We start from the raw sequence: 25779 nt of genomic DNA, 5'->3' as shown, positions 1-25779 counted from the left end.
GCCCGGTCGAAGCGTCGGCCGGTCGATCGGCGGCGGGATGTCGCCCGATGAACCGGGTGCCCTCGACTCCCTGCCTGCACGGTGTGGCTCTCTGAACCGCGTCCGCCGATTCTTGCATGGGAGCGCTTCCATGGCAATGGCTCGATGCGTCGCCGGAGCCGTTTCGGACGATACCCCCGAGCCCGCCCGAGCGGCACCGGCCGGCCCACAGCCGCCGGGACCGGATGACCAGAGCGGCCGGGCACGACGAACTCAGAACACCGTCCGGCACCAGAAGGCCCCGGGCTACCGGACACGACGATCGGCGCCACGAAAGCCGCGTAGCACTCCTTCGCCTCTTACCGGAACAAAGGTCAAAACACGAATCTTTCACTTCATAAGTCATGAAACCGTCTAACGTCGGTCTTAGCTCGGTTGTCGCCGGGCTCAGGACAACAGGGATGGAGTGACGCAGGTCATGGCTAAGAAGATGCTCGGGAAGGTCGTTGCGGGCGCCGCGCTCGGCGGCGCGTCGCTCCTGGTGTTCGCACCGGGGATCGCGTTCGCCGACGGCCACGACGACGGCAAGGTCTACGCCAAGCCGCACGTCGTGAAGGCCGGCGACGAGGTCAAGCTCCTCGAGATCTGCCCGGATCGGCAGGAGCACGCGTACGTGTGGTCCAAGGTCACCGGCAAGGTCGAGCTCAAGCCGGCGCGCGAAGACCGGGGCGAGGACCGCGACTGGCGCGAGGAGGAGGACTCCTCTGACCACGACAAGGGCAAGGACGAGCACGGCAAGGACGACAAGGGCAAGGACGACAAGGGCAAGGACGACAAGGGCAAGGACCACGAGGGCAAGGACGAAAACGGCAAGGACGACAAGGGCAAGGACGAGCACGGCAAGGACGACAAGAGCAAGGACGAGAACGGCAAGGGTGGCCAGGGTGGCGGCGCTGCCGCCGACGCCCACGGCGACGAGGACAGCAAGGACTGGAAGGGCGAGGAGCACGGCCAGGACGCCGAAGACAGCCGTGACAAGAAGGACTGGGAGTCCAAGGACGAGCGCGGCTCCGAGTACGGCTCGGACAAGGACTGGGAGTCCAAGGACGAGCGCGGCTCCGAGTACGGCTCGGACAAGGGCTGGGAGTCCAAGGACGAGCGCGGCTCGGAATACGGCTCAGACAAGGGCTGGGAGTCCAAGGACGAGCACGGCTCCGAGTACGGCTCGGACAAGGGCTGGGAGTCCAAGGACGAGCACGGCTCCGAGTACGGCTCGGACAAGGGCTGGGAGTCCAAGGACGAGCACGGCTCCGAGTACGGCTCGGACAAGGGCTGGGAGTCCAAGGACGAGCACGGCTCCGAGTACGGCTCGGACAAGGGCTGGGAGTCCAAGGACGAGCACGGCTCGGAATACGGCTCAGACAAGGGCTGGGAGTCCAAGGACGAGCACGGCTCGGACGAGCGCGACTGGGACAAGGAGCGCGAGTTCGTCTACTACGGCGAAGCCAAGGTCGACAAGGACGCCAAGCCGGGTCGCTACGAGCTCAAGGGCTCCTGCGGCGAGGGCGAGCTCGTCGTGCTGCCGCACGGCGGTGTCGACGGTGGTGACGGCGGCGTCAGCACCGGCACCGACCGGGGTCTGGCCACCGGCGGGGCGGGTCTGCTCGGCGCTGCCGCGCTGGGCGGGATCGTGCTGATGCGTCGTCGGCGGACCGATGGTTCGCTCGTCTGACGTGACGACGACAGCGGCCGGCGGCCGTCGCGGGAAACCGTGGCGTGCCGCCGGCACGGCTGTCGTCGTCACCATGGCCATGATCGGCGCCGGAATGATCGGCGCCAGTCTGAAGGACACACCCGCTCCCCGACCCCCGCAGCCGTTGGCCCAGGCCGGCCCGGAGGTCAGCGGGCCGCCGACCACAGCCGACGACGCCCCGCCAGTCGACGGGCAGCCGATCGGGGACGCGCCGGCGGGGCTGGCCCGTTCGGCGCCGACCAGCATCGAGATCCCCCGGATCGGCGTCGACGCGCCGATCATGTCGCTGGGCACCAATCCGGACGGCACCGTCCAGGTCCCTGCGCTGGACAAGGCCGACCAGGCCGGGTGGTACGAGCCGGGTGCGAGCCCGGGCGAGACGGGTAACGCGGTCATCGTCGGGCACGTGGACTCGGCGGCGCTCGGCCCGGCCGTCTTCTTCGACCTCGGCGCGCTCACCCCCGGCGACACCATCACCGTGCGCCGCGCCGACGGAGTGCCGGCCACCTTCACTGTGGACTCGGTGAAGTCCTACCCGAAGACGGCCTTCCCCACGGAACTCGTCTACGGACCAAGCGATCGGCCCAGCCTGCGGGTGGTCACCTGCGGCGGTCAGTTCGACGAGGCCGCGAAGAGCTACCCGGACAACATCGTCGTCTTCGCCACCCTGGCGGCGTGAGCCGCGACCAACGAAACGCGGTCCGGCCGGTCGGGGCACCCCGACCGGCCGGACCGCGTCCGGCGTACCTGACTCAGGCGGCTGCGGAGGTCCGCACCAGGGTGCGGATCTGGCGCAGCAGCACCGACAGCGCGGCGAGATCCGCCCGCGACTCGTCGAACTCCCCCATCGCCCGCCGGGCGCGGTGGATCGAGGTGGCGTTCGACTGCTCCCACTGCTGCACCCGCTCGTGCGGTGGCAGGTCGCCCGGGGTGGAGTCGAGCACCTCCGCGGTGAGCGCGGCCAGCGCGGCGTACAGGTCGTACCGCAGCGCCATCCGGGCCAGCGTCTGCCAGCGATCCTCCCGCGGCAGCAGGGAGATCTTCGACAGCAGCGAGTCCACCCGGAACAGGTCGGACAGCACGAAGTAGACCGAGGCCACCTCGCTGACGTCCCGCCCGCTGGCGTTCGCGGTCTCCACCACGTCCATCAGGCCGAAGCTGTACATCAGCCGGGTCGCCCGCTCCGCCAACTCGCGGGGCAGCCCACGCTCGGTCATCGAGTCCATGTGCGCGACGATGCCCTGGCGCTCGTTGCCGTAGAACAACTCCTCAAGCCCCGGCAGCAGCCGGTGGACCCCGTCGCGCAGCCGGGCGATCTCGGCCGGCACGTCGATCGGCGAGCGCCGGTTGGAGACCAACCACCGCACCGCCCGGTCGAGCAGCCGGCGGGTGTCCAGGTAGACGCTGGTCTGCAACTCCGGCGCCACCTTGTTGTCCAGCGCCTCGACCGCGTCCCACAGGTCGCGCAGGCCGAACACCTCGCTGACCACCACGTACGCCCGGATCACGTCTGCCGCGCTGGCCGCCGTCTCCTCGACCACCCGGAAGATGAACGAGATGCCACCCCGGTTGATCGCCTCGTTGACCAGCACGGTGGTGACGATGTCCCGGCGCAGCCGGTGCCGGCCCATCCGGTCGGCGAACCGCTCGCGCATCGGTGTCGGGAAGTAGTTGACCAGGACGTCGGTCGTCCACTCCTCGTCGGCCAACCCCTCGGTGAGGATCTCCCGCTCCAGGACGATCTTCACGTAGGCGAGCAGCACCGCGAACTCCGGCGCGGTCAGCCCGGACTCGCTGCGGACCGCCAACTCCTCGTCCGGCGGCAGCGCCTCCAGGGCCCGGTCCAACCCGCCAGAACGCTCCAGCTCGTTGATCATCCGGCGGTGCACCGGGAGCAGCGAAGCGGCCTGGGCCTGGGCGTTGTTGATCGCCCGGGCCTGGTCGTAGTTGTCCCGCAGCACCAGATCCGCGACCTCGTCGGTCATCCCGGCCAGCAGCTCGTCGCGCTCGGCCGTGGTCAGCTCCCCATCGGCCACCGCCGTGTTGAGCAGGATCTTGATGTTCACCTCGTGGTCGGAGGTGTCCACCCCGGCCGCGTTGTCGATGAAGTCCGTGTAGATCCGGCCACCGGTCAACGCGTACTCGATCCGGCCGAGCTGGGTCCAACCCAGGTTGCCGCCCTCGCCCGCCACCCGGCAGCGCAGGCTGCGCCCGTCCACCCGGATCGCGTCGTTGGACTTGTCGCCCACCTCGGCGTTGGTCTGGCTGGAGGCCTTGACGTAGGTGCCGATACCGCCGTTCCAGAACAGGTCCACCGGGGCGGTGACGATCGCCTTCATCAGCTCCTGCGGCGACATCTGCGTGACGTCGTCGTCCAGGCCGATCGCCGCCCGGACCTCCGGCGTGATCGGAATGGACTTCGCGGTACGCGAGAAGATGCCCCCACCTGCCGAAATCAGCTCCGGATTGTAGTCCTCCCAGGAGGAACGGGGCAGGTCGAACAGCCGCCGACGCTCCGCGTACGAGGTGGCGGCGTCCGGCTCCGGGTCGAGGAAGATGTGCCGGTGGTCGAAGGCGGCCACCAGCCGGATGTGCTCGGAGAGCAGCATCCCGTTGCCGAACACGTCGCCGGACATGTCGCCGACGCCGACCACAGTGAAGTCCTGGGTCTGGGTGTCCAGGCCCAGCTCCCGGAAGTGCCGCTTGACCGACTCCCAGGCGCCCCGGGCGGTGATGCCCATCTTCTTGTGGTCGTAGCCGGCCGATCCACCGGACGCGAACGCGTCGCCCATCCAGAAGTTGTGGGCCTTGGAGATCTCGTTGGCGATGTCCGAGAACGTCGCGGTGCCCTTGTCGGCCGCCACCACCAGGTACGGGTCGTCGCCGTCGTGCCGGACCACGTCCTCGGGCGGCACGATCTGCCCGCTGACGATGTTGTCGGTGACGTCCAGCATCGCGCCGACGAACTCCTGGTAGCAGGCGACCGCCTCGTCCCGGTCACCCGGCTTCTGCTTCAACACGAAGCCGCCCTTGGCGCCGACCGGCACGATCACGGTGTTCTTCACCATCTGCGCCTTGACCAGGCCCAGCACCTCGGTACGGAAGTCCTCCCGACGGTCGGACCACCGCAACCCGCCCCGGGCCACCGGCCCGAACCGCAGGTGCACACCCTCGAACCGCGGCGAGTAGACGAAGATCTCGAACTTCGGTCGCGGCGCGGGCAGGTCCGGAATGGCCTGCGGGTCGAGCTTGAACGCCACGTACGCCTTCGGCCGCCCGTCGGCGCGCTTCTGGTAGAAGCTGGTCCGCAGGGTCGCCTCGATCAACGTCAGATACGAGCGCAGGATCCGATCCTGGTCGAGGCTCGCCACGTCGTCCAGCGCGCCCCGGATCGTCTCCACCAGCTCACCGCTGCGCTGCTGCCGCTGCTCGGTGCTCAACTCGCCCGGCGCGAACCGGGTCTCGAAGAGCTCCACCAGCAACGCGGCGAGCTTCGGGTACGCGATGAAGGTCTGCTCCATGTAGTCCTGCGAGAAGACCGTGCCGGCCTGCCGCAGGTACTTCGCGTACGCCCGCAGCACCACCACCTGCCGCCAGGTCAGCCCGCCGCGCAGCACCAGCTCGTTGAACCGGTCCACCTCGGCTTCGCCACGCCAGGCCGCCGCGAAGGCGTTCTCCACGTGCGGGCGCACCTCGGCCAGTTCCTGATGCCCCTCGGGCAGCATGAGGCCGAAGTCGTACAGGTAGACCCGACCGTCGATCCGGTCCACCTCGTACGGGTGCTCGTCGACCACCCGCACGCCGAGCGAGTGCAGCACCGGCAGCACGGCGGAGAGCATCATCGGCTCGCCGTACCGGTAGACCTTGAACCGGACGTCCATCGCCTCGGCCAGGTCGGCTCCCGGCACCCGGGTGCCCGGCCGGGGCGCCAACTGCTTGCGGAACAGGTGCATCTCCAGCTGGCCGGGCTCCTCCAGCAGCTCCAGCTTCGCCAGGTCCTTCATCGCCTCGTACGGCGTGTGCCCGTCCTTGTAGCCCTCCGGGAACGCGTCGGCGTACCGGGTGAACAGGTGTTTGGCCTGCTCGTCGCCGAGCTTGCGCTCCAGCACCAACCGGTAGTCGTCGTCCCAGAGCCGGGTGGCGTCGGCCAACTCCTCGGCCAGCAGGTCGGCGTCGATGTCGCCGGGCGGCCGGGTCGGGTCGGTACGGACGATGAAGTGCACCCGGGCCAGCATCGACTCGGTGACCCGGGTGGTGTAATCCACCCCGACACCGTTCAGCTCGCGCAGCAGGATGTCCTGCATACGCAGGCGGTTCTGCGTCGTGAACCGGTCCCGGGGCAGGTAGATCAGGCAGGAGATGAACCGCCCGTACGCGTCTCGACGCAGGAACACCCGCAGCTGCCGGCGGCCGGCCATCCGCAGCACGCCGACCACCGCGTGGTACAGATCGTCGGTCTTGATCTGGAACAGCTCGTCGCGCGGGTACGTCTCCAGGATCTGGATCAGATCCTTGCCCGAGTGACTGCGCTGGCTGAGACCGGAGCGGTCCAGCACCTCGGCCACCTTGCGGCGGACCACCGGCAGCTCGCGGACGCTGGTCCGGTACGCGGCAGTCGAGAACAGGCCCAGGAAGCGCCGCTCACCGATCACCTCACCGGCGGAGTTGAAGATCTTGAAGCCGATGTAGTCCAGGTAAGCCGACCGGTGCACGGTGGCGCGGGAGTTGGCCTTGGTGATGATGAGCAGGCGCTTCTCCAGCACCTTCTCGTGCGCCTCGGGCGTCATCGAGGACAGCGACCGCGCCTCCGGCGAATCGGAGCGCAGGATGCCCAGACCGGTGCCGAGCACCGCCTCCAACGCCTTGCCGTCGACCGGGCCGCCGCCGTCGCCGCCGTCGGCGTCCACCAACCGGTACTCGCGGTAACCGAGGAAGGTGAAGTGGTCCTGGGCGAGCCACCGCAGCAGCTCCACCGAGTCGGTGATGTCCTTCTCCGGCACCGGTGGGCGGTTGTCCGAGGTGCGGGTCGAGGCGAGCTCGTCGGCGAGCGCGAGCGCCCGCTGGCGCATCTTCGGCCAGTCCTCCACCGCCTCCCGCACATCGGTGAGCACCCGCTGCAACTCGCGACGCAACCGGTCCCGCTCGGCCGCGTCCCGGACCGGGTCGATCTCGATCCGCATCCAGCTCTCGATGATGTCGCCGGCGATCGCGTCGTCCGGCTCCACATCCGCGGAAACCTCGGTCAGCCGGCCGAGCGGCTCACGCCGTACCACCACCAGCGGGTGCACCAGCAGGTGCACGTCGAGGTGGTACGAGTTGAGCAGCGCCGTCACCGAGTCGACCAGGAACGGCATGTCGTCCGTGACGATCTCGACGACCGTGTGGTGCTGGTCCGCGTGCGGTTCGTGGATCCGCAGCTTCAATTCGCCAGGCACCCGTTGCTGGGCGAGGTCCCGGTGCGCCCGGGCCGCGTCGAGCATTTCCTCTGCCGTGAAGCCGACCAGCTCCTCGTCCGGAGCGAACCGCCAGAAACGGCCGACAAGTGTCGCCGCGTCGTGGTCGTCCCCCGCGAGCGCGACGGCCTGGGCCACCAGGCGCTCGGCATTGGGAACCGGTTCGTCGAGCTCGGCATCCTCCACGTCGTCGGCCAACGCCTCGGTCGGCAGGCCCAGATCGTAGATGGTGTCGATGCTCGACCCGGTCAGCCCGGTGACTCCCGTGTCGAGCCGGCCGTAGCCGTCCCCGTCGGTCGCCGAATCGAAGCTGTCATCGTCCCGGCCGGAGTCCTCCGGCCGGAGGTCGGGTTCCGGTTTGATCGCCGGACGCCGGTCCATCGGTGCCACTCCCCTCGACCCACCGCGTTGTGGGTCACTCTGCCGCCCAGCCTAGGCCCTGCCGTTCTGCGCCTTCGTCGGCGGACCACTAGCCAGACGTCCGGATCGGGACTTTGTCCTTTCACCCGTTGCGGGTCCGAGGTTGGCCGGCTGCGGGATACCCCGCCACGCGATGTTCATCACACGGGTGCGGCCCGTCTTTGAGCGTGGCCGAGCACCTGGGGGACGTTGGGGACGCCGTTCGCGTACTACCGTGCGAGGGCAGTCCGAGATCGGAAGGACCAGCTTCATGGCCTTGTCGTACCCCCAGCCCCACCGGCCGAACCAAGCCCGCCGCCTGGCCGCCGCCGTCACCACGGCGCTGCTCGCGGCGAGCGTCCTGGTCGGTTGCTCGGCCGACGACGGGCCGCAGCGCACCGTGGACGCCTTCCTCGCCGGCTGGCGCAGCGGCGACCTCCAGCCCGTCGGTCTGATCGACCCGCTGGGCTCGAAACTGCCGTCGGCCGACGTGGTTCGCGAGATCAAGGACCTCTCCGGTGAGTTGGCGGCCACCCCGCCCACCCTGACGCGACGCGGTGAGCCGAAGATCACGAAGGACATCGCGACCACGACAGTGCGGGTGGAGTGGACCCTGCCCGGTCAGACCCGCTGGGCGTACGACCGGGAGCTGCGCCTCGCCCACGGCGACGACGACCAGTGGCAGGTGATCTGGGAGCCGAAGGTGGTGCACGAGCAGCTCACCAAGGGTGACCGGTTGGCGCTGCGCCGTGACGCCGGTGCCCGCGCCGCAGTGCTGGACAGTGCCGGGAAGCCGCTCGTGACCCCGCGCCCGGTGGTCCGGGTGGGTGTCCAGCCCAACGGGGTCGCCGACCTCAAGAAGCTCGTCAAGGACCTCGACGCGGCGTTCAAGGCCATCCGCCCGGCGCTGGTCCCCGGCGTCGACCTGGCCGACCTGCCCGAGCGGGTGGCCGAGGCAGAGCCGGGTGCCTTCGTCGAGGTGGTGTCGCTCCGCGAGGAGGCGTACCGGCAGATCAAGCCCCGGATCTACGACCTGCCCGGCACCAAGTTCATCTCCGACAAGATCGACCTGGCGCCCACCCGCGAGTTCGCCCGTGCGCTGCTCGGCACTGTCGACCCGGCGCAGGCCGACGACCTGGCCGCACACCCCGACCGGTACGTCGTCGGCGACCTGGTGGGGCACGGCGGGCTGCAGGGCCGCTACGACGAACGACTGCGCGGCGGCACCGGGCTGACCGTGGTGGTCGAGCGTCCGGCCGAGGACGGCAAACTCGAACCCACCGGCACCGAACTGTTCCGCCGGGAGCCGCAGCCCGGGCAGCCGCTGAAGACCACGCTGGACGTCGCCGTCCAGAACGCGGCCGACGGGGCTCTGCGCGCCGAGTCGCGCCGATCCGCCCTGGTGGCGCTCCGGATCAGCGACGGCGCCGTGCTCGCCGCGGCGAACGGCCCCGGCCCGGCCGGGGAAAATCTGGCCTTCAACGCCCAGGTGCCCCCCGGTTCCACGTTCAAGATGGTCAGCGCGCTGGGCCTGCTGGACCGGGGCGCGGTCAGTCTGGACGGGCCGGTGGACTGCCCGAAGACCTTCACCGTGGACGGCCGGTCCTTCAAGAACTCGGACAACTTCGAGCTCGGCTCGGTGCCGTTCCGCACCGACTTCGCCAAGTCCTGCAACACCGCGTTCGCCGCGCTGGCACCGAAGCTCGGCGGCGACGGGCTGGCCGCCGCCGGCCGTTCGCTGGGCCTGGAGGGTCAGTGGGACGTCGGCACGGACGCCTTCACCGGCAAGGTCTCGACGGGTGGCAGCCCGGCCGAGCAGGCTGCGGCGTCGTTCGGGCAGGGCACCACGCTGGTCAGCCCGCTCGCCATGGCCGGCGCCACCGCCGCAGTCGCCCGCGGCCGCTTCGAGCAGCCGAAGCTGCTGATCGACCCGGCACCGGCAAAGCCGGCCCCGGCGGGCGAACAACTCAAGCCGGAGTCCGTCGAGGCGCTGCGCACGATGATGCGCGAGGTGGTCACCACCGGCACCGGCAGCGCGCTCAAGGATGTTCCGGGCGAGGTGTACGGCAAGACCGGCACCGCCGAGTACGACGACAACCCGGCCCACACCCACGCCTGGTTCGTCGGTTGGCGGGGCGACGTGGCGTTCGCCGTCTTCGTGGAGAGGGGCGGGGCCAGCACCGCCTCGGCCGTCCCGATCGCCGAGCGCTTCCTCCGCGCCCTTCCAACCACCTGACCTCCACCGCCCCCGGCCGCCGCCCGGCCTCCGCTCGGCCGCCGCTCGGCCTTGATCCACTCGGTTTTGCGGAAAACGCGGTATCCACGCCACCCGGATGCCCCGGATTCCTTGATACCGAGTCGATCAAGGCAGGGCGGGGGCCGGGTGGCCGAGGGCCGGGTGGCCGAGGGCCGGGTGCCGAGGGCCGGGTGGCCGGGGTCCGGGGTCCGGGGTCCGGGGTCCGGGGTCCGCGCCGTGGCCGGGGGCCGGGGGCCGCGCCGTGGCCGAGGGACGGGCCGCCAAGGAGCCGGGTGACCGAGGGCCACGTCAGGCGGTGTCGGCTTTGTGCCTCTCGGGCTGGTTCTGTGCGGGCGGCGACGTGCGTCGGAGCAGACCTGGACCGGCCGACGCCGGCGGGCCGACCGGTTCGCGGTCGACCAGAGGCGCGACGCCCGATGGCTCGGAGTGGGCCCGCCCGCCCGCGCCGGGTGACTCCGCCTCGGCCGCCGTCCCGGCGCTGGTCGGTGGCTCGGGCAGGACCGGTCGGGCCGCGACGTCGTGCGGCATCGCGCTTACCGACGAACCGACGGCAAGCGTCCCGACGCCAGGCGTACCAACGCCAGGCGAACCGACGCCAGCAGGCTCGACACCGGCAGACCCGAGAGCAGCAGGCCCGACACCGTCGGAGTCGACGTCAGCAGTGCCGTCAAGCCCCGCAACCCGCTCAGCGCGGTCGAGCCCTGCAGCCCGCTCAGCGCGGTCGAGCCCGGCCAGCCCGTCAAGCCCAGCGAGCCGCTCTGGACGTTCGGTGGCGGTCGCGGCACGGCCGTTGCCCCGCCGGGGGGAGGGCGTCGGCCGGGCCGACAGCAGTCGGGGCGGCACGGCTTCCGGGGCCGTCACCGGTGCCAGACCGGCGACGACGGTGTTGACGATCTCGGCCGCGTACGAGCCGTCCGGGTCGTAGTCGGGGTCGAAGACGGTCAACTCCACGCCGAGGCAGTGCGGGGTGTCGACCAGCCCGGCGAGCAGGATCTCCAACTCGGCGAAGGCGATGCCACCCGGGTCGGGGGCGTCCACGGCAGGCATCACCGCCGGGTCGAGCACGTCCACGTCGATGTGCACCCAGTAGCCCGCGCAGTCGGCGAGTTGCTCGTGCGCCCACTGGGCCGTCCGGGCGGCGCCTTCGGCACGCAGCGCCGGCACCGGTCGGGTGGTGATCCCGGCGGCCTGGAGGTCGAGGCGGTATTCGTCCTGAGCGCGGATGCCGAGCACCACCACGTCGATGTCGCGGAAGTAGGGACGGCGGCCCTCCAGCGCGGCCAGGTCCGCCTGCCCTCGCCCGGTGACCAGGGCCAGATCCTCACCGGCGGCGGCGCCGACGTAGGACGCGTTGCCGGGGTGCCGGAAGTCGGAGTGCCCGTCGACGAAGACCAGCCCGATCCGCCCGCCGACGGCCTCGCCGAGGCGGTGCATGGCCAGGGCCGAGCCGAGCAGCACGGAGCAGTCGCCGCCCAGCACCACCGGGAACTCGCCCCGGTCGATGATCGAGCCGATGCGTTCGGCGAGGGCCAGGGAGTAGTCGGCGATCTCTCGGGCGTGACACACCCCGTCGCCGGGCCGCCAGTCCCCCGGGTCGTACCGGGCGGGGGTGACGCAACCGGCGTCGCGGGCACGGAGCCGGGCCAGCAGGTCGTGGTCGCGCAACGCCCCGGGCGCCTTGGCGCAGCCCGGGACCGACGTGGGCGTCGGCGGCCGTAAACCGAGATTTGTCGGCGCGTCGAGGACGGCGATCCGGCGCATCATGAGCTCCCGTCCTCGGTGGTCGGGCGGGCCGGCCGGAACGCCGGCCCGCGCTGGCGTGCTACGAACTCAGAACAGGGCGCTGGCCAGGGCCCGACGCGCCGAGGCGACTGCCGGATCGTCCGGGCCGGCGATGGAGAAGAGCGAGACCAGGTGCTGGCGAACCGTCTCACGATCCTCCCCGGCGGTGCGCCGGACCAGACCGACGAGCCGTGCGTACGCCTGCTCGGCCAGGCCGCTGAGCACCTCGATGTCAGCGGCCAGCAGTTGGGCGGCGACGTCGTCGGGGGCGCTCTCGGCGGCGGCCAGCGCGGCGGACGGGTCGGCGCCGGCCACCCGGCGGGCCACCCCGACCTGGGCCAGCCCCGCCGTGGCCGCGGCGTCCGCCGGGGCGTCGGCAAGGATCTTGCGGTACGCCTGCTCGGCGGCATCCAGATCGCCGCTCATCAGTGCGTCGTCGGCCTCGTCGAGGCGGGGGTCCTCCGGCTCGGCGACGGTCACGCCGCCGGCCTTGAGGACTGCTTGGAGCCACTGCCGCAGCTGCGGCTCGGGCACCACTCCGGAGAAGGCGTCGACCGGCTGGCCACCGACGACCGCGTAGACCATGGGAATGCCCTGCACCCGGAACATCTGGGCGATGCGGGGATTTTCCTGCACGTCGACCCGGGCCAACACCCAGGTGCCGCCCCCCTCGGCGTTCAGCCGCTCCAGGACCGGGGCGAACTCGTCGCTCTCCGGGAAGCCGGCCGCGCCGAAGAACACGACGACGGGCATGGCCATCGAGCGTTCGAGCACGTCGGACTGGATGGTCGCCTCGGTGACGTCCACGATGGCGGTGTCACCACCGGCGGTCGACGCGGTGGGTGCGCCGTTGGACGGGCCGCCCTGCGGGGGCGTGCCGGGGCGGGAACTTGCTGGTGCGGGGCCACGCAGCGTGCTGAGGTCGACCGCGCCGCGGGTGAAGATCGACGAGGTGATCCGTGGGTCGCTCATGGTTACCTAGTCTCGCACGTGAGCCCCCGATCTCAGCTCACCCGCAACCCCGACGTTGCAACTCTCACGCCACCGCCCCCACCCCCGCGATCTTGCACATTCTGTCGCCGGTACGCCGCATTTATGCCTTATGTCGGCGCAGAAACTGCAAGATCGACGGGGTGGGGGGTGGGGGTGGGGTGGGTGGGGGTCAGAAGCGGGCTGGTTCTCGGTAGGTGCCCCATTCGGCACGCAGGGCGTCGCAGATCTCGCCCAGGGTCGCCTCGGCGCGGACCGCATCCAGCATGGCGGGGATCATGTTCTCGTCGGTACGGCTGGCCTCGATCATCCGGGTCACCGCCGCGCGCACCGCTGACTCGTTCCGCGCGCTCTTGCGCTCAGCGAGCACCCGGCGCTGCTCCAGCTCCACCTCGTGCGAGATGCGAAGGATCTCCAGCTCCTTGGCGACCGTGCCGGTGTGGCAGTTGACCCCGACGATCTTCTTGTCGCCCTTTTCGAGGGCCTGCTGGTAGACGAAGGCCGACTCGGCGATGTGCCCGGTGAACCAGCCGTCCTCGATACCGCGCAGGATGCCCGAGGTCATCGGGCCGATCTGGTGCGGCCCGTCCCCGCCGAGCTGCCGGATCCGGGCGAAGATCTCCTCCGCCTCGGCCTCGATCTTGTCGGTCAGCGCCTCGACGTACCAGGAGCCGCCGAGCGGGTCGGCCACGTTGACCACACCGGTCTCCTCCATCAGCACCTGCTGGGTACGCAGGGCGATCTCGGCGGACTCGTCGGTGGGCAGCGCCAGGGTCTCGTCAAGCGCGTTGGTGTGCAGCGAGTTCGTGCCGCCGAGCACCGCCGCGAGAGCCTCGACGGCGGTGCGTACCACGTTGTTGACCGGCTGCTGCGCGGTCAGCGACACCCCCGCGGTCTGCGTGTGGAACCGCAGCCAGAGGGCCTTCTCGCTGGTCGCGCCGTAGACGTCGCGCAGCCAGCGGGCCCAGATCCGGCGGGCGGCCCGGAACTTGGCGATCTCCTCGAAGAAGTCGAGGTGCGAGTCGAAGAAGAAGCTCAGCCCCGGTGCGAAGACGTTCACGTCCAGCCCACGCGAGAGGCCCAGCTCGACGTAGCCGAAGCCGTCCGCCAGGGTGTACGCCAGCTCCTGCGCGGCCGTCGAGCCGGCCTCGCGGATGTGGTAGCCGGAGACCGACAGCGGCTTGTAACGCGGGATCTCCCGGGCGCAGTACTCCATCAGGTCGCCGATCAGGCGCAGGTGCGGCTCCGGGTCGAAGAGCCACTCCTTCTGCGCGATGTACTCCTTGAAGATGTCGGTCTGCAGGGTGCCGTCCAGCTTGGACAGGTCGGCGCCCTGCCGCTCGGCGGCGACCAGGTACATGCAGAACACCGGCACGGCTGGGCCGGAGATGGTCATCGAGGTGGTGACGCCGGCCAGGTCGATGCCGTCGAAGAGCGTCTGCATGTCGGTGGCGGTGTCGATGGCCACGCCGCAGTGGCCGACCTCGCCGAGCGCCTGCGGGTCGTCCGAGTCGCGGCCCATCAGCGTCGGCATGTCGAACGCGACCGAGAGGCCGCCGCCACCCGCGCCGAGGATCATCTTGTAACGCTCGTTGGTCTGCTGGGCGTTGCCGAAGCCGGCGAACTGCCGGATCGTCCAGGTCCGCCCGCGGTAGCCGGTCGGATACAAACCCCGGGTGTACGGGTACTCGCCCGGCCAGCCGATCCGTTCGAAGCCCGGATAGGTGGCGCCCTCCGGCGGCCCGTACACCGGCTCCACCGGCATCCCGGAGAGCGTGGTGAAGTCCGCGTCCCGCTTGCGCGCGGCGTCGTACCGGGCCTGCCAGCGCGCCCGTCCGGCGTCGATCTCGTCGGCGTCCATGAGCAGGGCTCCTCCTCGGGTCCTCGACTGCACGTCGAGTGTAGAGCCCTCACCTGAACGATCGCTAAGTCACTGCCTACCGGCGGGTAACGATCAACACCGGGTCGATCATGAACCTCTCAGGCCGGCGTCGTGCTGCCGGGCCCACCGATCGTCACGTCGTCGACCCGGATGTTGACCTCGTCGACCCGCAACCCGTACGCCTCGACCGCCTCCGTCACCTGGGCGCGCACCTCGCCGGTGATCTCCGGCACCGGGCGACCGGCCTCGATCACCAGCACCAGGTTGATCACTACGGCGTCCCCGGTCACATAGGCCGAACAGCCCCGCCGGGCGTCGCCCAGCTGGTCCAGCCCGACCCGGTCGAGCACCGCGTTGAAGAACCGGGCGACGTCCCCGCCCAGCTCGACCACCCCGGGCACCGCCTTGGCCGCCGCGACGGCGATCTTCTCGACCACCTCGTCGGCGACCTTCGTCGTTCCGCCGGCCGGCACCGACGCCGCGGCCAGCTCCTGCGTCACCTCGTGGTCCACAGCCGCTCCCCTACTGCTCGCGTCACCGCGCCTACGCCTCAGGCTCCGGCTGCACCGGGCTGGTTCAGTTCGATGTCGTCCACCGTGATGTTGACCTGGGTGACCGTCAGGCCGTACTTCTCCACGGCCTCGATCACCGCAACCCGCACCGCCTCGGTCACGTCGGACACGACCTGACCGGCGTCGATCACCAGAACGACGTTGATGACCGCCGAGGTGCCCTTCACGTCGGCCGAGATGCCTCGACGGGCGTCGCCCGCCTCGTCCAGACCGACCTTGTCCAGGATGCTGTTGAAGAATCGGGCCACGTCACCGCCGAGATCGGCGACGCCGGGCACCGAACGAGCGGCGGCACCGGCGATCTTCTCCACGACCTCGTCGGAGACCAACGTGCCACCCCGAGCGTCGGCCGTCGCGGGCGGCACCGTACCGGCGTTCTCCACCGCATCCGTCATGATCACATCTCCCCTGGTCCGGCACATTGTGGACCGACCGTCTCGTCAGCCCGCCGCGGGCCAGCCTCGCTCCCGGCCACGCGCCGCGAGCCTACTAAAAGCGGAGCGACCTTCGCTTCCGGGCACGCGGCGCGCGGCCGGTGCCGGGAGAGGCCGCCGGAAGTGTCCAGTTTGGCGGGTTCGGCCGGGGCACCGTGTGGATCAGCCGCTGGAACCACTGCAAGTGGACCCAGCTGAAGCGCGGCCGTCGGCGGCGGCCGCGCCGAAGTCCCGAGTCAGCGGGCGAGCTGGGCGAGCAACTCGTCCGCCGCCGTGTACGGGTCGGTCGCACCCTCAGCCACCTGTGCGGCGAGAGTGGACAACTGCGTACCGTCGCGAAGGGAGCCGATCCGGGCGCGGAGGATGCCGAGCGCGATCGCCTCGACCTCGGCGGCGGCCCGAGCCTCCTGGCGGCGGCGCAGCTCGCCGTGCTCGACCAGCCAGCCCCGGTGCTTGTCGATGGCGGCGGCGATGTCGTCGATGCCCTCGCCGCGCGCGGCGACCGACCGGACCACCTGCGGCCGCCACTGCCCCGGCCCGCGCTCACCGAGAGCGATCATGCCCTGGATGTCCCGGACGGTGGCATCGACGCCGTCCCGGTCGGCCTTGTTGACCACGAACACGTCGGCGATCTCCAGGATGCCGGCCTTCACCGCCTGGATCGCGTCACCCATCCCGGGCGCGAGCAGCACCAGCGTCGTGTCGGCCAGCGAGGCGACCTCCACCTCGGCCTGCCCGACGCCGACAGTCTCCACCAGCACCACGTCACAGCCGGCGCCCTCCAGCACCCGGACCGCCTGCGGCGTCGCCGCGGCCAACCCACCGAGGTGCCCCCGGCTGGACATCGACCGGATGTAGACGCCCGGATCGGTGGCGTGGTCCTGCATCCGCACCCGGTCACCGAGGATCGCCCCACCGGTGAACGGGCTGGACGGGTCGACCGCCAGCACACCGACCCGGTGCCCTTGCGCCCGCAGTGCCCGGACCAGCTCGTTCGTGGTGGTCGACTTGCCCACCCCGGGCGAACCGGTCAGCCCGACCACCTGGGCCTGCCCGGCGTACGGCGCCAGCGCCGCGGCGATCGCCGGCAACAGCGCGTCACCGTTCTCCACCAACGTGATCAGGCGGGCCACCGCCCGGGGGTCACCCGCGCGGGCCCGCTCGACCAGCAGCGGTACGTCCCGGCTGCGGCGCACCGAGGTGATGCCCGCCGCCGGAACCTGCTCAGCTTCGCTCACTGCATCATCTTTGTTCGCGACTGCGGGGCTCGCAAAACCGGCTCACTCCTCGCGCTCACTTGCCGGCCGCGGCTTCTCCCGGCACGTGGATGATCAGCGCGTCGCCCTGGCCACCGCCGCCACAGAGCGCCGCCGCGCCGGTGCCACCGCCGCGCCGCTTCAGCTCCAGGGCGAGGGTGAGGACGAGACGCGCGCCGGACATACCGATCGGGTGGCCCAGCGCGATCGCGCCGCCGTTGACGTTGACCTTGTCCGGGCTGATCCCCAGGTCCCGGGTGGACTGGACACCCACCTGAGCGAACGCCTCGTTGATCTCGATGAGGTCCAGGTCCGCCACGCTCAGGCCACCCTTCTTCAGGGCGTGGTTGATCGCGTTGGACGGCTGCGAGTGCAGGGAGTTGTCCGGGCCCGCCACGTTGCCGTGCGCGCCGACCTCGGCCAGCCAGGTCAGCCCCAGCTCCTTCGCCTTGGCCTTGCTCATCACGAGGACCGCGGCGGCGCCGTCGGAGATCGGCGACGAACTGCCGGCGGTGATGGTGCCGTCCTTGGCGAAGGCGGGGCGCAGCTTCGCCAGCGACTCGACGGTGGTGTCCGGGCGGATGCCCTCGTCCTCGCTGATCACCAGCGGGTCACCCTTGCGCTGCGGAATGACCACGGGAGCGATCTCGTCGGCGAAGTGACCGTTCTTCTGCGCCGCGGCGGCCCGCTGGTGGCTGGCGGCGGCGAAGGCGTCCTGCTCCGCACGCGTGATGCCGTGCTTGGCACCGAGCCGCTCGGTCGACTCGCCCATCGAGCAGCAGTCCCAGGCGTCGCTGAGCCCGTCGTGTGCCATGTGGTCCTTGACCACCACATCGCCGTACTTGTAGCCGGTGCGCTGGCCCATCAGCAGGTGCGGGGCGTTGGTCATCGACTCCATGCCGCCGGCCACCACGATGTCGAACTCACCGGCGCGGATCAGCTGGTCGGCCAGGGCGATCGCGTCCAGGCCGGAGAGGCAGACCTTGTTGATGGTCAGCGCCGGCACGGACATCGGCACACCGGCCTCGACCGCCGCCTGCCGAGCCGGGATCTGACCGGCGCCGGCCTGCAACACCTGCCCCATGATCACGTACTGGACCTGGTCCGGGCTGACACCGGCCCGCTCCAGCGCCGCCTTGATGGCGATCCCGCCGAGCTTGGTGGCCGGAAGGTCCTTGAGGTTGCCCAGCAGCCGGCCCATCGGGGTCCGCGCGCCGCTGACGATCACCGAAGCCATGCCTGCCTCCGAGGGGGTGCCGAACTGTACGCCTTAACGATTGTTCGGCCAGACTAGCGCCATGGCAGAGAACTCCCCCGTCGAGCCCGGTGCGGACTACATCACAGACATCGGCCTTCGCAAGATTGACCACGTCGGGATAGCCGTGGCCGACCTCGACGCCGCGATCGACTTCTACCAGCGGACGTTCGGGATGCGCTGCGTACACGTGGAGACCAACGTCGAGCAGGGCGTACGGGAAGCGATGCTGGCAGTCGGGCCGACGACCGAGGGCGGCTGCGTGCAGTTGCTCGCCCCGCTCACCCCCGAGTCGACGATCGCGAAGTTCCTGGACCGCAACGGGCCGGGCGTGCAGCAGGTCGCGTACACCGTGGTGGACATCGACGCGGCGTGCGCGGCGCTGCGTGAGCGCGGCATGCGCCTGCTCTACGACGCCCCGAGGCGCGGCACCGCGGACAGCCGGATCAACTTCGTCCACCCCAAGGACGCCGGTGGCGTCCTCGTAGAACTGGTCCAACCCGCCCCCACCGCCCACTGATCCCCACCGCCCCCTGCGCCCCACCGCCCTCCCCCTGTTGATCAAGAAGTTTGCGTCATCCTGCGCCTCGTAGGTGACCGAAAGCTCTTGATCAACAGGGGCGGCAGGGGTGGGCGCGCACGTCAGTGCGCGGTTGGCGGGGTCGCTGGACACCTTCACGCATCGGCGGATGCAGTTTTTCACAGAGGACTTCCCGCTCTAGCTACCGTTCAGTAACGTCCGGCCCCACAGGAGCGCGACCGGTGCCGGATGTGTCGAATGCCGACATGGCGGTCGTGCCCCACCGGCGCCGACGATGGCAGCACCCGGGCCCGCGCGGGTGCGGATGAACCGGAGGTCACCGTGCAGGACATCCTCGAAGCGATCATGGCGGCGGAGGAATCGAACGATCCGGACCGCGAACTCGCCGGCGTCGCCGGGCTGCCCGTACCGGATAGCTACCGGGGTGTGGTCGTCCGCGCCGAGGAGGCCCGGATGTTCGACGGCATGGCCACCCGGGACAAGGACCCGCGCAAGGCGCTGCACGTGCAGGAAGTGCCGACGCCGGAGCTGGCGCCGGGCGAGGCGCTGGTCGCGGTGATGGCCAGTGCGATCAACTACAACACGGTGTGGACCAGCCTCTTCGAGCCGGTGTCCACCTTCAAGTTCCTGGAACGCTACGGCCGGGTCTCCGAGCTGACCCGCCGACACGACCTGCCGTACCACGTGGTCGGCTCGGACGCGGCGGGCGTGGTGCTGCGCACCGGCCCCGGGGTGACCCGCTGGGCGCCCGGCGACGAGGTGGTCGCGCACTGCCTCTCCGTCGAGTTGGAGGACGCGGCCGGGCACGACGACACGATGCTCGACCCGCAGCAGCGGATCTGGGGCTTCGAGACCAACTTCGGCGGGCTGGCCGAGCTGGCCGTGGTCAAGGCCAACCAGCTGATGCCCAAGCCACGGCACCTGAGCTGGGAGGAGGCGGCCAGCCCCGGGCTGGTCAACTCCACCGCGTACCGGCAGCTCGTCTCGCACCACGGCGCCAACATGAAACAGGGCGACGTGGTGCTGATCTGGGGCGCCTCCGGCGGCCTCGGTGGGTACGCCACCCAGATGGCGCTCAACGGCGGCGCCATCCCGGTCTGCGTGGTGTCCTCACCGGAGAAGGCCGAGCTGTGCCGCAGGATGGGCGCGGAGCTGGTCATCGACCGGGCCGCCGAGGGCTTCCGCTTCTGGAAGGACGAGGAGACCCAGGACCCGGACGAGTGGCGGCGCCTCGGCGAGCGGATCCGCGAACTGACCAGCGGCGAGGACCCGGACATCGTGTTCGAGCACCCGGGCCGGGAGACGTTCGGCGCCAGCGTCTACGTGGCCCGGCGCGGCGGGACCATCGTCACCTGCGCCTCCACCAGCGGCTTCCAGCACCAGTACGACAACCGTTACCTGTGGATGCACCTCAAACGGATCGTCGGCAGCCACTTCGCCAACTACCACGAGGCGTGGCAGGCCAACCGCCTGGTCGCGCTGGGCAAGGTGCACCCGACGGTCTCCCGCACCTACCCGTTGGAGCAGACCGGTCAGGCCGCGTACGAGGTGCACCGCAACGCCCACCAGGGCAAGGTCGGCGTGCGCTGCCTGGCGCCCACCGACGGGCTGGGCGTACGCGACGGGGAGTTGCGGGCCCAGCACGAGGACGCGATCAACCGGTTCCGGGGTCACTGACGGGGCACGACCGGCCCGGCGCGGCCTCTGACCGGCACGACCGGTTGCGGGGCCCCGGCCGGACGGTGGAACGCTGGATGACCATTGCGATGATCGCTCATTGTTCTTCCGCCCCCATTCGCGGATAACCCGCCCGGATCGAACAAAGGGCCTCGGGGTAACCCCGGGGCCCTTTTCCGCGTCACGCTGCGTGGTGCCCAACCCGCCGGGACCTGCCAAGATCGCCGCTTGGTCCAACCCCGTCGATCGTAGGAGTTGACCATGTAAAGAGGGCATGAAAGCTTCGCACCGCTCTTGCGAAGCACCCTGGGGCGTCTGCCAGTATGTCCCAATGCCCCAGCAGCAGTCCTCCCCTCTCGCGTTCTTCGATAACGCGAACTCGCAGCCAGATTTCACCGTTGGCCTGCGCGGATACAACACCCATCAGGTCGACGACTTCCTCGGCCGGATGACCGCCGCGCTGACCCAGTCCGAGCAGGCCCGTGCCGAGGCCGAGCAGCGGATGAACGACGCCCAGCGTCGGCTCCGCCAGGCCGAGCAGCGCATGAGCGCGCTGGAGCAGAAGCTCACCGACACGAACAAGCAGCTCGAAGAGAACAGCCGACCCACCCTCTCCGGGCTTGGCACCCGCGTCGAGCAGATCCTCCGGCTCGCCGAGGAGCAGGCCAACGACCACCGCAACGAGGCCAAGCGCGAGTCGGAGGGCATCCTCTCCGCCGCCCGCCTCGAGGCCCGTGAGATCACCGACAAGGCCCGCGCCGAAGCCGCCGCCATGAAGGCGAGCGCCGAGCGCGAGGCGGGCAACCTGCGTACGGCCGCCGAGCGCGAGGCCGCCGAGGTCCGGGTGCAGGCCCGCCGCGAGGCCGACACGCTGCGCGCCGACGCCGACCGTGAGACCAAGCAGCTGCGTACGGTCACCGCGCACGAGGTGGCCGAGCTGAAGTCGACAGTCGAGCGGGAGGTCGCCACCCTCCGGGCCACCGCGGAGCGGGAGATCACCCAGCAGCGGGCGAAGGCAGCCCGCGAGGCTGAGGAGAAGCGCGCCGAGGCGACCAAGCTGCTCACCGATGCGCGCGACAAGCGCGACAAGGACCTGCAGGCCCTGGAGCTCCAGCTTGCCGAGCGGCGGGAGAAGGCCGAGCGCGAGGAGTCCGAGCGCCACGCCGCCCAGGTCGCACAGACCCAGAAGATGGTCAGCGAGGCCGAGCAGCGTGCCCGCGCCGCGCAGGAGCGGGCCAAGGAGATCGAGCAGCGCGCCGAGGCGCGGCGGGTCGAGTCGGAGCGCAACGCCGCCGAAACTGTCGACAAGGCCAAGGCCCACTCGGAGAAGACCCTCAACGAGGCGAAGGCCGAGTCGCAGCGTCTGCTCACCGAGGCTCGCACCGAGGCCGAGCTGACCACGCAGGCCGCCCGCCGCGAGGTCGAGGACCTCACCCGGCAGAAGGATGCGGTCACCTCGCAGCTGGGTCAGATGCTCTCCGGGCTCGCCGGCATCGTCCCGGGGATGCCGGCGCAGGCCGCTCCGGCTGCCAAGCCGGACGCCAAGAAGAACGACGGCGGTCAGGAGCGGGTGCCCGCGGAGACCGCCGGCTGACGCGAGGCGTCAGGTCGGGGCATCGACGGCGCGAGGTGACACTGGGTAACCGGTGCCACCTCGCGCCGTGTGCGTTTCCCCGCCGGTGGTGTCCGCCAGCAGCAACGGAGTGAACTAGCTCCCACAAGGGCCGTCCGTATCGCCCCAGCAGGGCCCGTTGCGTGTGAGGATGGGGGCATGTCGCACGGCGAGGAACTGTTCGCCCTTGGCGGGGACGTGACGACGGAGCCCAGCTTCGAGTCCGCTCTGCGGGGGTACGAGAAGAAACAGGTCGACCGTTATGTCGCACGTGCTGAGCACGAGATTGCGACCCTCGCTTCCGAACGGGAACAGGCGTACACACAGATCCACAAGCTCGCCGGCCAGGTCGAGGTTCTCCAGCGTGACCTGACCCAGGTGCGCAAGCAGATGAACGTGGTCGACCGGGCATCGTTCCGCCATCTCGGCCCGCGGGTCGAGTCGATCCTCACTCTCGCCGAGGAGCAGGCCGAGCAGATCCTCGTCGACGCCAACGGGGAGATCGAGGCCCGTCGCGCCGCGGCCGAGCACATCATCGAGGAGGCCCGCGAGCAGGCCGCGCGGGCACTGAAGGACTTCGAGATCGCCCTCGCCGCCCGACGCGCGGAGGAGGAGCGGCACAGCGCCGCCCGCCGGGCCGAGGCGGAGACGACCCTGCGGTCGGCCAAGGATGAGTCGGCGCAGTTGCGCAGGGCGGCGCAGGACGCGCTGGCGAAGGCCCAGCACGAGGCCACCCAGCTGCGGGATTCCGCCAAGGAGATCCACACCCGGGCCCAGCAGGAGGCCACCAAGCTGCGCGAGACGGCCCGCGAGACGCTGACCAACGCCCGGCAGGAGGCCAGCGACCTGCGCGATGCCGCCAAGGAGGTGCACGCCAAGGCTCTCCAGGAGGCCAAGCGGCTCACCGACACCGCGACCGAGGCCGGGCGGGCCACCCACGCCAAGGCACAGCAGGAGGCCAAGCAGATCATCGACGACGCGTCGATGGCGGGCCGGGCCACCCGCGCCAAGGCGCAGCAGGAGGCCGAGCGGCTGACGACGCAGGCCACCGAGTCCGCGAAGCGCAGCCGCGCCGAGACCGAGGCGTACGTGCAGCGGATGCGCACCGAGACCGAGGCGTACGTGCAGCACACCCGGGCGCAGACCCAGCAGGAGCTGGGCGCCTGGCGGGCCGGGGTGGAGCAGGAGGTCAACTCCCGTCGGGAGGCCGCCGACCGGGAGCTGGCGCAGCGACGGTCCACGGCCGAGCAGGAGTTCGCCAAGCGCCGCGACGAGCTGGACAAGCAGCACGCGTCGCGTCAGCAGGAGCTGGAGACCGGGTTCACCAGCCGCCAGCAGGAGCTGGAGACCGGCTTCACCACCCGCCGCGACGAGCTGGAGACGGAATACTCCACCCGGAAGAACGAGCTGGAGACCGAGTACGCCGCTCGTAAGAACGAGATCGAGCAGGGCGCGGCCGGCATCCGTCAGGCAGCCGAGCAGGACGCGGCGGCGCTGCGCCAGCGGTCCGAGGCGGAGGCCGCCGAGCTGCTGAGTCGGGCCGAGACCGAAGCTGGCGACAAGCGCCGCAAGGCCGACGAGCATGTTGCGGCGTCCCGGCGGCAGTTCGAGGAGTACGCGGCCACCACCCAGCAGCACCTGGCCACCACCCAGCAGCACCTGGCCGCGACTCAGCAGGAGTCGGCGGCGGGCCGGCAGCAGTTGGCTCAGGTGATGCTGGAGATCGCCCAGGCCCAGCAGCAGCTCGCGGATCTGCGGCAGGAGACCTGGAAGGCCCGACAGGAGTCCGACGAGCTCCAGCGTCAGATGTCCGAGCTGCGGTTGCAGAGCGTCGCCGGTCCGATCGACGGCCCGACCGCGCCGGCCGGCGCGAGCAACGGGTCCGGTAGCGGGGCCGGCGCGAGCAACGGGTCCGGTAGCGGGGCCGGCGCAAGCGGCGGGTCCGGTAGCGGGGCCGGCGCGAGCGATGGGTCTGGCGCGAGCAGCGGGTCCGGTGGTGGGGACGACGACGTGAGCGTTTCCGCCGGCACGGCCGCCGGTTCGGGTGCGGGCGAATCGGGCACCGGCACGGGCACCGGGCTGAAGGCCGAGCCCGCCGACACCAGGCAGCCGGTGAACGCGGGTGCGGAGGAGTCCGGGCAGTCCTCGACACGGCCGGTGGCCGAGCCGGTGACCACCGTGGATGGTGGGACGGCGAGCGCCGGGGTGGACGGGGAGCCGACCGTGGCCGCCGTTCCGGGCGAGGGTGGCCGGGGCGCCAAGCCCACCAAGATCACTAGCACCGGTGAGAACGGCAAGCGACCCAGTAAGCCGACCACCGACGAGCGCAGCGCCAAGCCCAGCAAGGTCACCCTCGACAAGGACTGACCGCCACCCACCCAAGCTTCGAGATCTTGGACACTTTCCGTCAGGCGCTGACGGAAAGTGTCCAAGATTCACTTCTGCGCGGGGTGGCGCAGGGGTGAGGTGGGGGTCCAGCCGGCTGCCATGAGGGCGCGGCGGACGGTGTCGGCGACCTCGTCCGGGCGGGCGCGCACCAGCCAGGCCGGAAACCGCAGAATCCGGTCGCCGCTGGTCCAAACGTCGTTCTGCCGACGCATGTCCGCCGCCCACTGCTTGACGTCCATGTGGTGCGCGCCGTCGATCTCCACCTGCACCCGCCACTGTCGCCAGTACGCGTCCAGCCACCGGCTGCGGCCCGCTGAGTCGACCCGGTGTTCCTGGAGGTCGGGGGCGGGCAGCCGGTGCCGGCGGCACAGCCGCAGAAAGTCGATCTCGGAGAGCGCCTGCGCGCCGCCCGCGATGTCGCCGATGGTCTGCCCGATCAGGTGCCGGCGCGGCGCCCGGGGCAGCACGTCGAGCACCGCCCGCAACTCCTCGGGCAGTACCCGGCGTTGCTGGCAACCGGCGGCCAGCAACGCCTGCGCCTCGTCCACGCCGGCCGCCCAGCCCGCCGCGTCCACCAGCGCCCGCGCCGTCGTGGTGCGCGGTGGGCGGGCGAGTTGGCGGTGTGATTCGGGTAGCACCGTCGTACGGTGCACCAGGACCGCGGGCATGTCGATCGGCAGTCGACGCAGGGTGGTCCGCGCCGCACGGCGGTCTGCCGGCACCAGCACGTGCAACGGCTCGCGGCGCAGCCCTCGTACCCCTGCTTCGGCGGCGGCGGTCACCCCGGCCAGCATCGCCCCCGCTCCGGCTGCCAGCACCGCGACCCAGAGCTGCTGGTCACGGGTCAGGCGGCCGTTGCCGGTCAGCAGGATTCCCCGGCAGATCGACCGCCACCGGCCGGTGCGGATCCGGCCCCGCACCGCCCCCTCGCTGAGCAGCCCGGCGACCTGCGCGGTGGTCAGTACGCCCGCCTGCTCGAAGGCGAGCCAGTCGAGTGCGTCAGCGTCATCGGCGGGCAGCATCCGAACAGCTTTCACCGCAGGGAAGCCGCCACACCACCAGATCTTGGACACTTACCGTCAGGGCGTGACCGTCAGGGCGTGACGGAAACTGTCCAAGATCTGCGGGTCTCGTCGACATCCGGGGTGGGCCGTCGGCCCTTCCGGACCGTTCAATCTGGCCCGAGGCGGTGACGGTGGTTGGGTGGGACACATGGAGCACCAGGTTGACGGTCTCGTGGTCGATGGCGACCATGAGGTGGCTACGCTGCTGGCGCGCTGGGAAATGATCAAAAACGGTGTGTCTTCCCGCCACCAGTCGATCAAGCTGATGAAGGAAGTTGTGACGTCATGGACCTGACCGGCGCGCTCGGGCGCACGTCCAGCCGTAGCGGCAACGGAGAGTGCGTCGAGGTGGCGGACACCCTGCCCGGCGTGGTGGGGGTGCGGGACAGCACGGATCGGAGCGGCCCGTTGGTGTTCGCGCCTGCCGCGTGGTGGGCGTTCGGGGCCGTCGCCAGTCGTCAGACCGCCTGAGCCGGGAGGCCCTG

Annotated in this window: 17 protein-coding genes and 1 pseudogene; 9 read left to right on the top strand and 9 right to left on the bottom strand. The window is 70.7% G+C overall.

What is annotated here, in order from left to right; all coding sequences use genetic code 11:
- Window positions 1-457 precede the first annotated feature (457 nt).
- Together V6U86_RS11750 and V6U86_RS11745 are read left to right on the top strand one after the other, a co-directional pair.
- The gene (locus tag V6U86_RS11750; protein ID WP_334501916.1) at window positions 458-1711 is read left to right on the top strand and encodes a hypothetical protein; all 1254 of its coding nucleotides are present in this window, start codon (window positions 458-460) and stop codon (window positions 1709-1711) included.
- Window position 1712: 1 nt separating this feature from the next.
- Window positions 1713-2411: a class F sortase gene (locus V6U86_RS11745; RefSeq protein ID WP_334501913.1), complete on the top strand. Its 699-nt coding sequence runs from the start codon at window positions 1713-1715 to the stop codon at window positions 2409-2411.
- 73 nt (window positions 2412-2484) lie between these two features.
- Here the strand turns inward: V6U86_RS11745 and V6U86_RS11740 are convergent, their stop codons facing one another.
- Window positions 2485-7566, bottom strand: a complete 5082-nt coding sequence (locus tag V6U86_RS11740) for an NAD-glutamate dehydrogenase (protein WP_334501911.1) — start codon at window positions 7564-7566, stop codon at window positions 2485-2487.
- Between the two features lie 289 nt (window positions 7567-7855).
- On the opposite strand from V6U86_RS11740, the gene V6U86_RS11735 reads away from it, so the two are divergent.
- On the top strand, window positions 7856-9820 hold the full coding sequence (locus V6U86_RS11735; RefSeq protein WP_334501909.1) for a penicillin-binding transpeptidase domain-containing protein: 1965 nt from the start codon (window positions 7856-7858) through the stop codon (window positions 9818-9820).
- An 818-nt stretch (window positions 9821-10638) separates the two neighbouring features.
- Here the strand turns inward: V6U86_RS11735 and V6U86_RS11730 are convergent.
- The 7 genes and pseudogenes from V6U86_RS11730 to V6U86_RS11700 all read right to left on the bottom strand — a co-directional run.
- Window positions 10639-11605 (bottom strand): annotated as a pseudogene (locus tag V6U86_RS11730) (arginase family protein); the annotation flags it as partial.
- Window positions 11606-11671: 66 nt separating this feature from the next.
- Window positions 11672-12595, bottom strand: a complete 924-nt coding sequence (locus tag V6U86_RS11725) for a tetratricopeptide repeat protein (RefSeq protein ID WP_334501906.1) — start codon at window positions 12593-12595, stop codon at window positions 11672-11674.
- Window positions 12596-12785: 190 nt separating this feature from the next.
- Window positions 12786-14474 carry an acyl-CoA mutase large subunit family protein gene (locus V6U86_RS11720; protein WP_334501904.1) on the bottom strand — a complete coding sequence of 563 codons (1689 nt, stop codon included), beginning with the start codon at window positions 14472-14474 and terminating at the stop codon, window positions 12786-12788.
- A gap of 119 nt (window positions 14475-14593) precedes the next feature.
- Window positions 14594-15007: an Asp23/Gls24 family envelope stress response protein gene (locus tag V6U86_RS11715; RefSeq protein WP_334501902.1), complete on the bottom strand. Its 414-nt coding sequence runs from the start codon at window positions 15005-15007 to the stop codon at window positions 14594-14596.
- A gap of 38 nt (window positions 15008-15045) precedes the next feature.
- Window positions 15046-15462 carry an Asp23/Gls24 family envelope stress response protein gene (locus V6U86_RS11710; protein WP_334501900.1) on the bottom strand — a complete coding sequence of 139 codons (417 nt, stop codon included), beginning with the start codon at window positions 15460-15462 and terminating at the stop codon, window positions 15046-15048.
- Window positions 15463-15737: 275 nt separating this feature from the next.
- Entirely contained in the window at window positions 15738-16739 is a 1002-nt protein-coding gene (gene meaB / locus V6U86_RS11705; RefSeq protein ID WP_334501898.1) for a methylmalonyl Co-A mutase-associated GTPase MeaB, read from the bottom strand.
- A 55-nt stretch (window positions 16740-16794) separates the two neighbouring features.
- The gene (locus tag V6U86_RS11700; RefSeq protein ID WP_334501897.1) at window positions 16795-17994 is read right to left on the bottom strand and encodes an acetyl-CoA C-acetyltransferase; all 1200 of its coding nucleotides are present in this window, start codon (window positions 17992-17994) and stop codon (window positions 16795-16797) included.
- A gap of 61 nt (window positions 17995-18055) precedes the next feature.
- On the opposite strand from V6U86_RS11700, the gene mce reads away from it, so the two are divergent.
- The 4 genes from mce to V6U86_RS11680 all read left to right on the top strand — a co-directional run bounded on the left by mce (window position 18056) and on the right by V6U86_RS11680 (window position 24209).
- The gene (gene mce, locus V6U86_RS11695) at window positions 18056-18532 is read left to right on the top strand and encodes a methylmalonyl-CoA epimerase (RefSeq protein WP_334501896.1); all 477 of its coding nucleotides are present in this window, start codon (window positions 18056-18058) and stop codon (window positions 18530-18532) included.
- A 342-nt stretch (window positions 18533-18874) separates the two neighbouring features.
- The gene (gene ccrA, locus V6U86_RS11690; protein ID WP_334502265.1) at window positions 18875-20230 is read left to right on the top strand and encodes a crotonyl-CoA carboxylase/reductase; all 1356 of its coding nucleotides are present in this window, start codon (window positions 18875-18877) and stop codon (window positions 20228-20230) included.
- A gap of 331 nt (window positions 20231-20561) precedes the next feature.
- Entirely contained in the window at window positions 20562-21824 is a 1263-nt protein-coding gene (locus tag V6U86_RS11685) for a DivIVA domain-containing protein (protein WP_124773563.1), read from the top strand.
- Window positions 21825-22001: 177 nt separating this feature from the next.
- Entirely contained in the window at window positions 22002-24209 is a 2208-nt protein-coding gene (locus V6U86_RS11680; protein ID WP_334501892.1) for a hypothetical protein, read from the top strand.
- A gap of 68 nt (window positions 24210-24277) precedes the next feature.
- On the opposite strand, the gene V6U86_RS11675 is transcribed toward V6U86_RS11680, so the two are convergent.
- Entirely contained in the window at window positions 24278-25252 is a 975-nt protein-coding gene (locus V6U86_RS11675; RefSeq protein ID WP_334501889.1) for an endonuclease domain-containing protein, read from the bottom strand.
- Window positions 25253-25442: 190 nt separating this feature from the next.
- Here V6U86_RS11675 and V6U86_RS11670 point away from each other — a divergent pair, with 190 nt between their 5' ends.
- Window positions 25443-25589: a hypothetical protein gene (locus tag V6U86_RS11670; RefSeq protein ID WP_334501887.1), complete on the top strand. Its 147-nt coding sequence runs from the start codon at window positions 25443-25445 to the stop codon at window positions 25587-25589.
- Window positions 25580-25765, top strand: coding sequence for a DUF397 domain-containing protein (locus V6U86_RS11665; protein ID WP_334501885.1), 186 nt, complete (start codon window positions 25580-25582; stop codon window positions 25763-25765). Before V6U86_RS11670 ends, V6U86_RS11665 begins: the two co-directional genes overlap by 10 nt.
- Window positions 25766-25779 lie beyond the last annotated feature (14 nt).

The sequence above is a fragment of the Micromonospora sp. CPCC 205558 genome (assembly GCF_036902955.1).
Classification (GTDB): Bacteria; Actinomycetota; Actinomycetes; order Mycobacteriales; family Micromonosporaceae; genus Micromonospora.
The sequence above is the reverse complement of the archived record's forward strand: the minus strand, read 5'-3'. Positions and strand labels throughout refer to the sequence as shown.

Bases quoted from the DNA above. Each gene is read 5' to 3' on its own strand.
- V6U86_RS11750 (WP_334501916.1), top strand. From the start codon at position 458: ATGGCTAAGAAGATGCTCGGGAAGGTCGTTGCGGGCGCCGCGCTCGGC.
- V6U86_RS11740 (WP_334501911.1), bottom strand. From the start codon at position 7,566: ATGGACCGGCGTCCGGCGATCAAACCGGAACCCGACCTCCGGCCGGAG.
- V6U86_RS11735 (WP_334501909.1), top strand. From the start codon at position 7,856: ATGGCCTTGTCGTACCCCCAGCCCCACCGGCCGAACCAAGCCCGCCGC.
- V6U86_RS11725 (WP_334501906.1), bottom strand. From the start codon at position 12,595: ATGAGCGACCCACGGATCACCTCGTCGATCTTCACCCGCGGCGCGGTC.
- V6U86_RS11720 (WP_334501904.1), bottom strand. From the start codon at position 14,474: ATGGACGCCGACGAGATCGACGCCGGACGGGCGCGCTGGCAGGCCCGG.
- V6U86_RS11710 (WP_334501900.1), bottom strand. From the start codon at position 15,462: ATGACGGATGCGGTGGAGAACGCCGGTACGGTGCCGCCCGCGACGGCC.
- V6U86_RS11700 (WP_334501897.1), bottom strand. From the start codon at position 17,994: ATGGCTTCGGTGATCGTCAGCGGCGCGCGGACCCCGATGGGCCGGCTG.
- mce (WP_334501896.1), top strand. From the start codon at position 18,056: ATGGCAGAGAACTCCCCCGTCGAGCCCGGTGCGGACTACATCACAGAC.
- V6U86_RS11685 (WP_124773563.1), top strand. From the start codon at position 20,562: ATGCCCCAGCAGCAGTCCTCCCCTCTCGCGTTCTTCGATAACGCGAAC.
- V6U86_RS11680 (WP_334501892.1), top strand. From the start codon at position 22,002: ATGTCGCACGGCGAGGAACTGTTCGCCCTTGGCGGGGACGTGACGACG.
- V6U86_RS11675 (WP_334501889.1), bottom strand. From the start codon at position 25,252: ATGCTGCCCGCCGATGACGCTGACGCACTCGACTGGCTCGCCTTCGAG.
- V6U86_RS11670 (WP_334501887.1), top strand. From the start codon at position 25,443: ATGGAGCACCAGGTTGACGGTCTCGTGGTCGATGGCGACCATGAGGTG.
- V6U86_RS11665 (WP_334501885.1), top strand. From the start codon at position 25,580: ATGGACCTGACCGGCGCGCTCGGGCGCACGTCCAGCCGTAGCGGCAAC.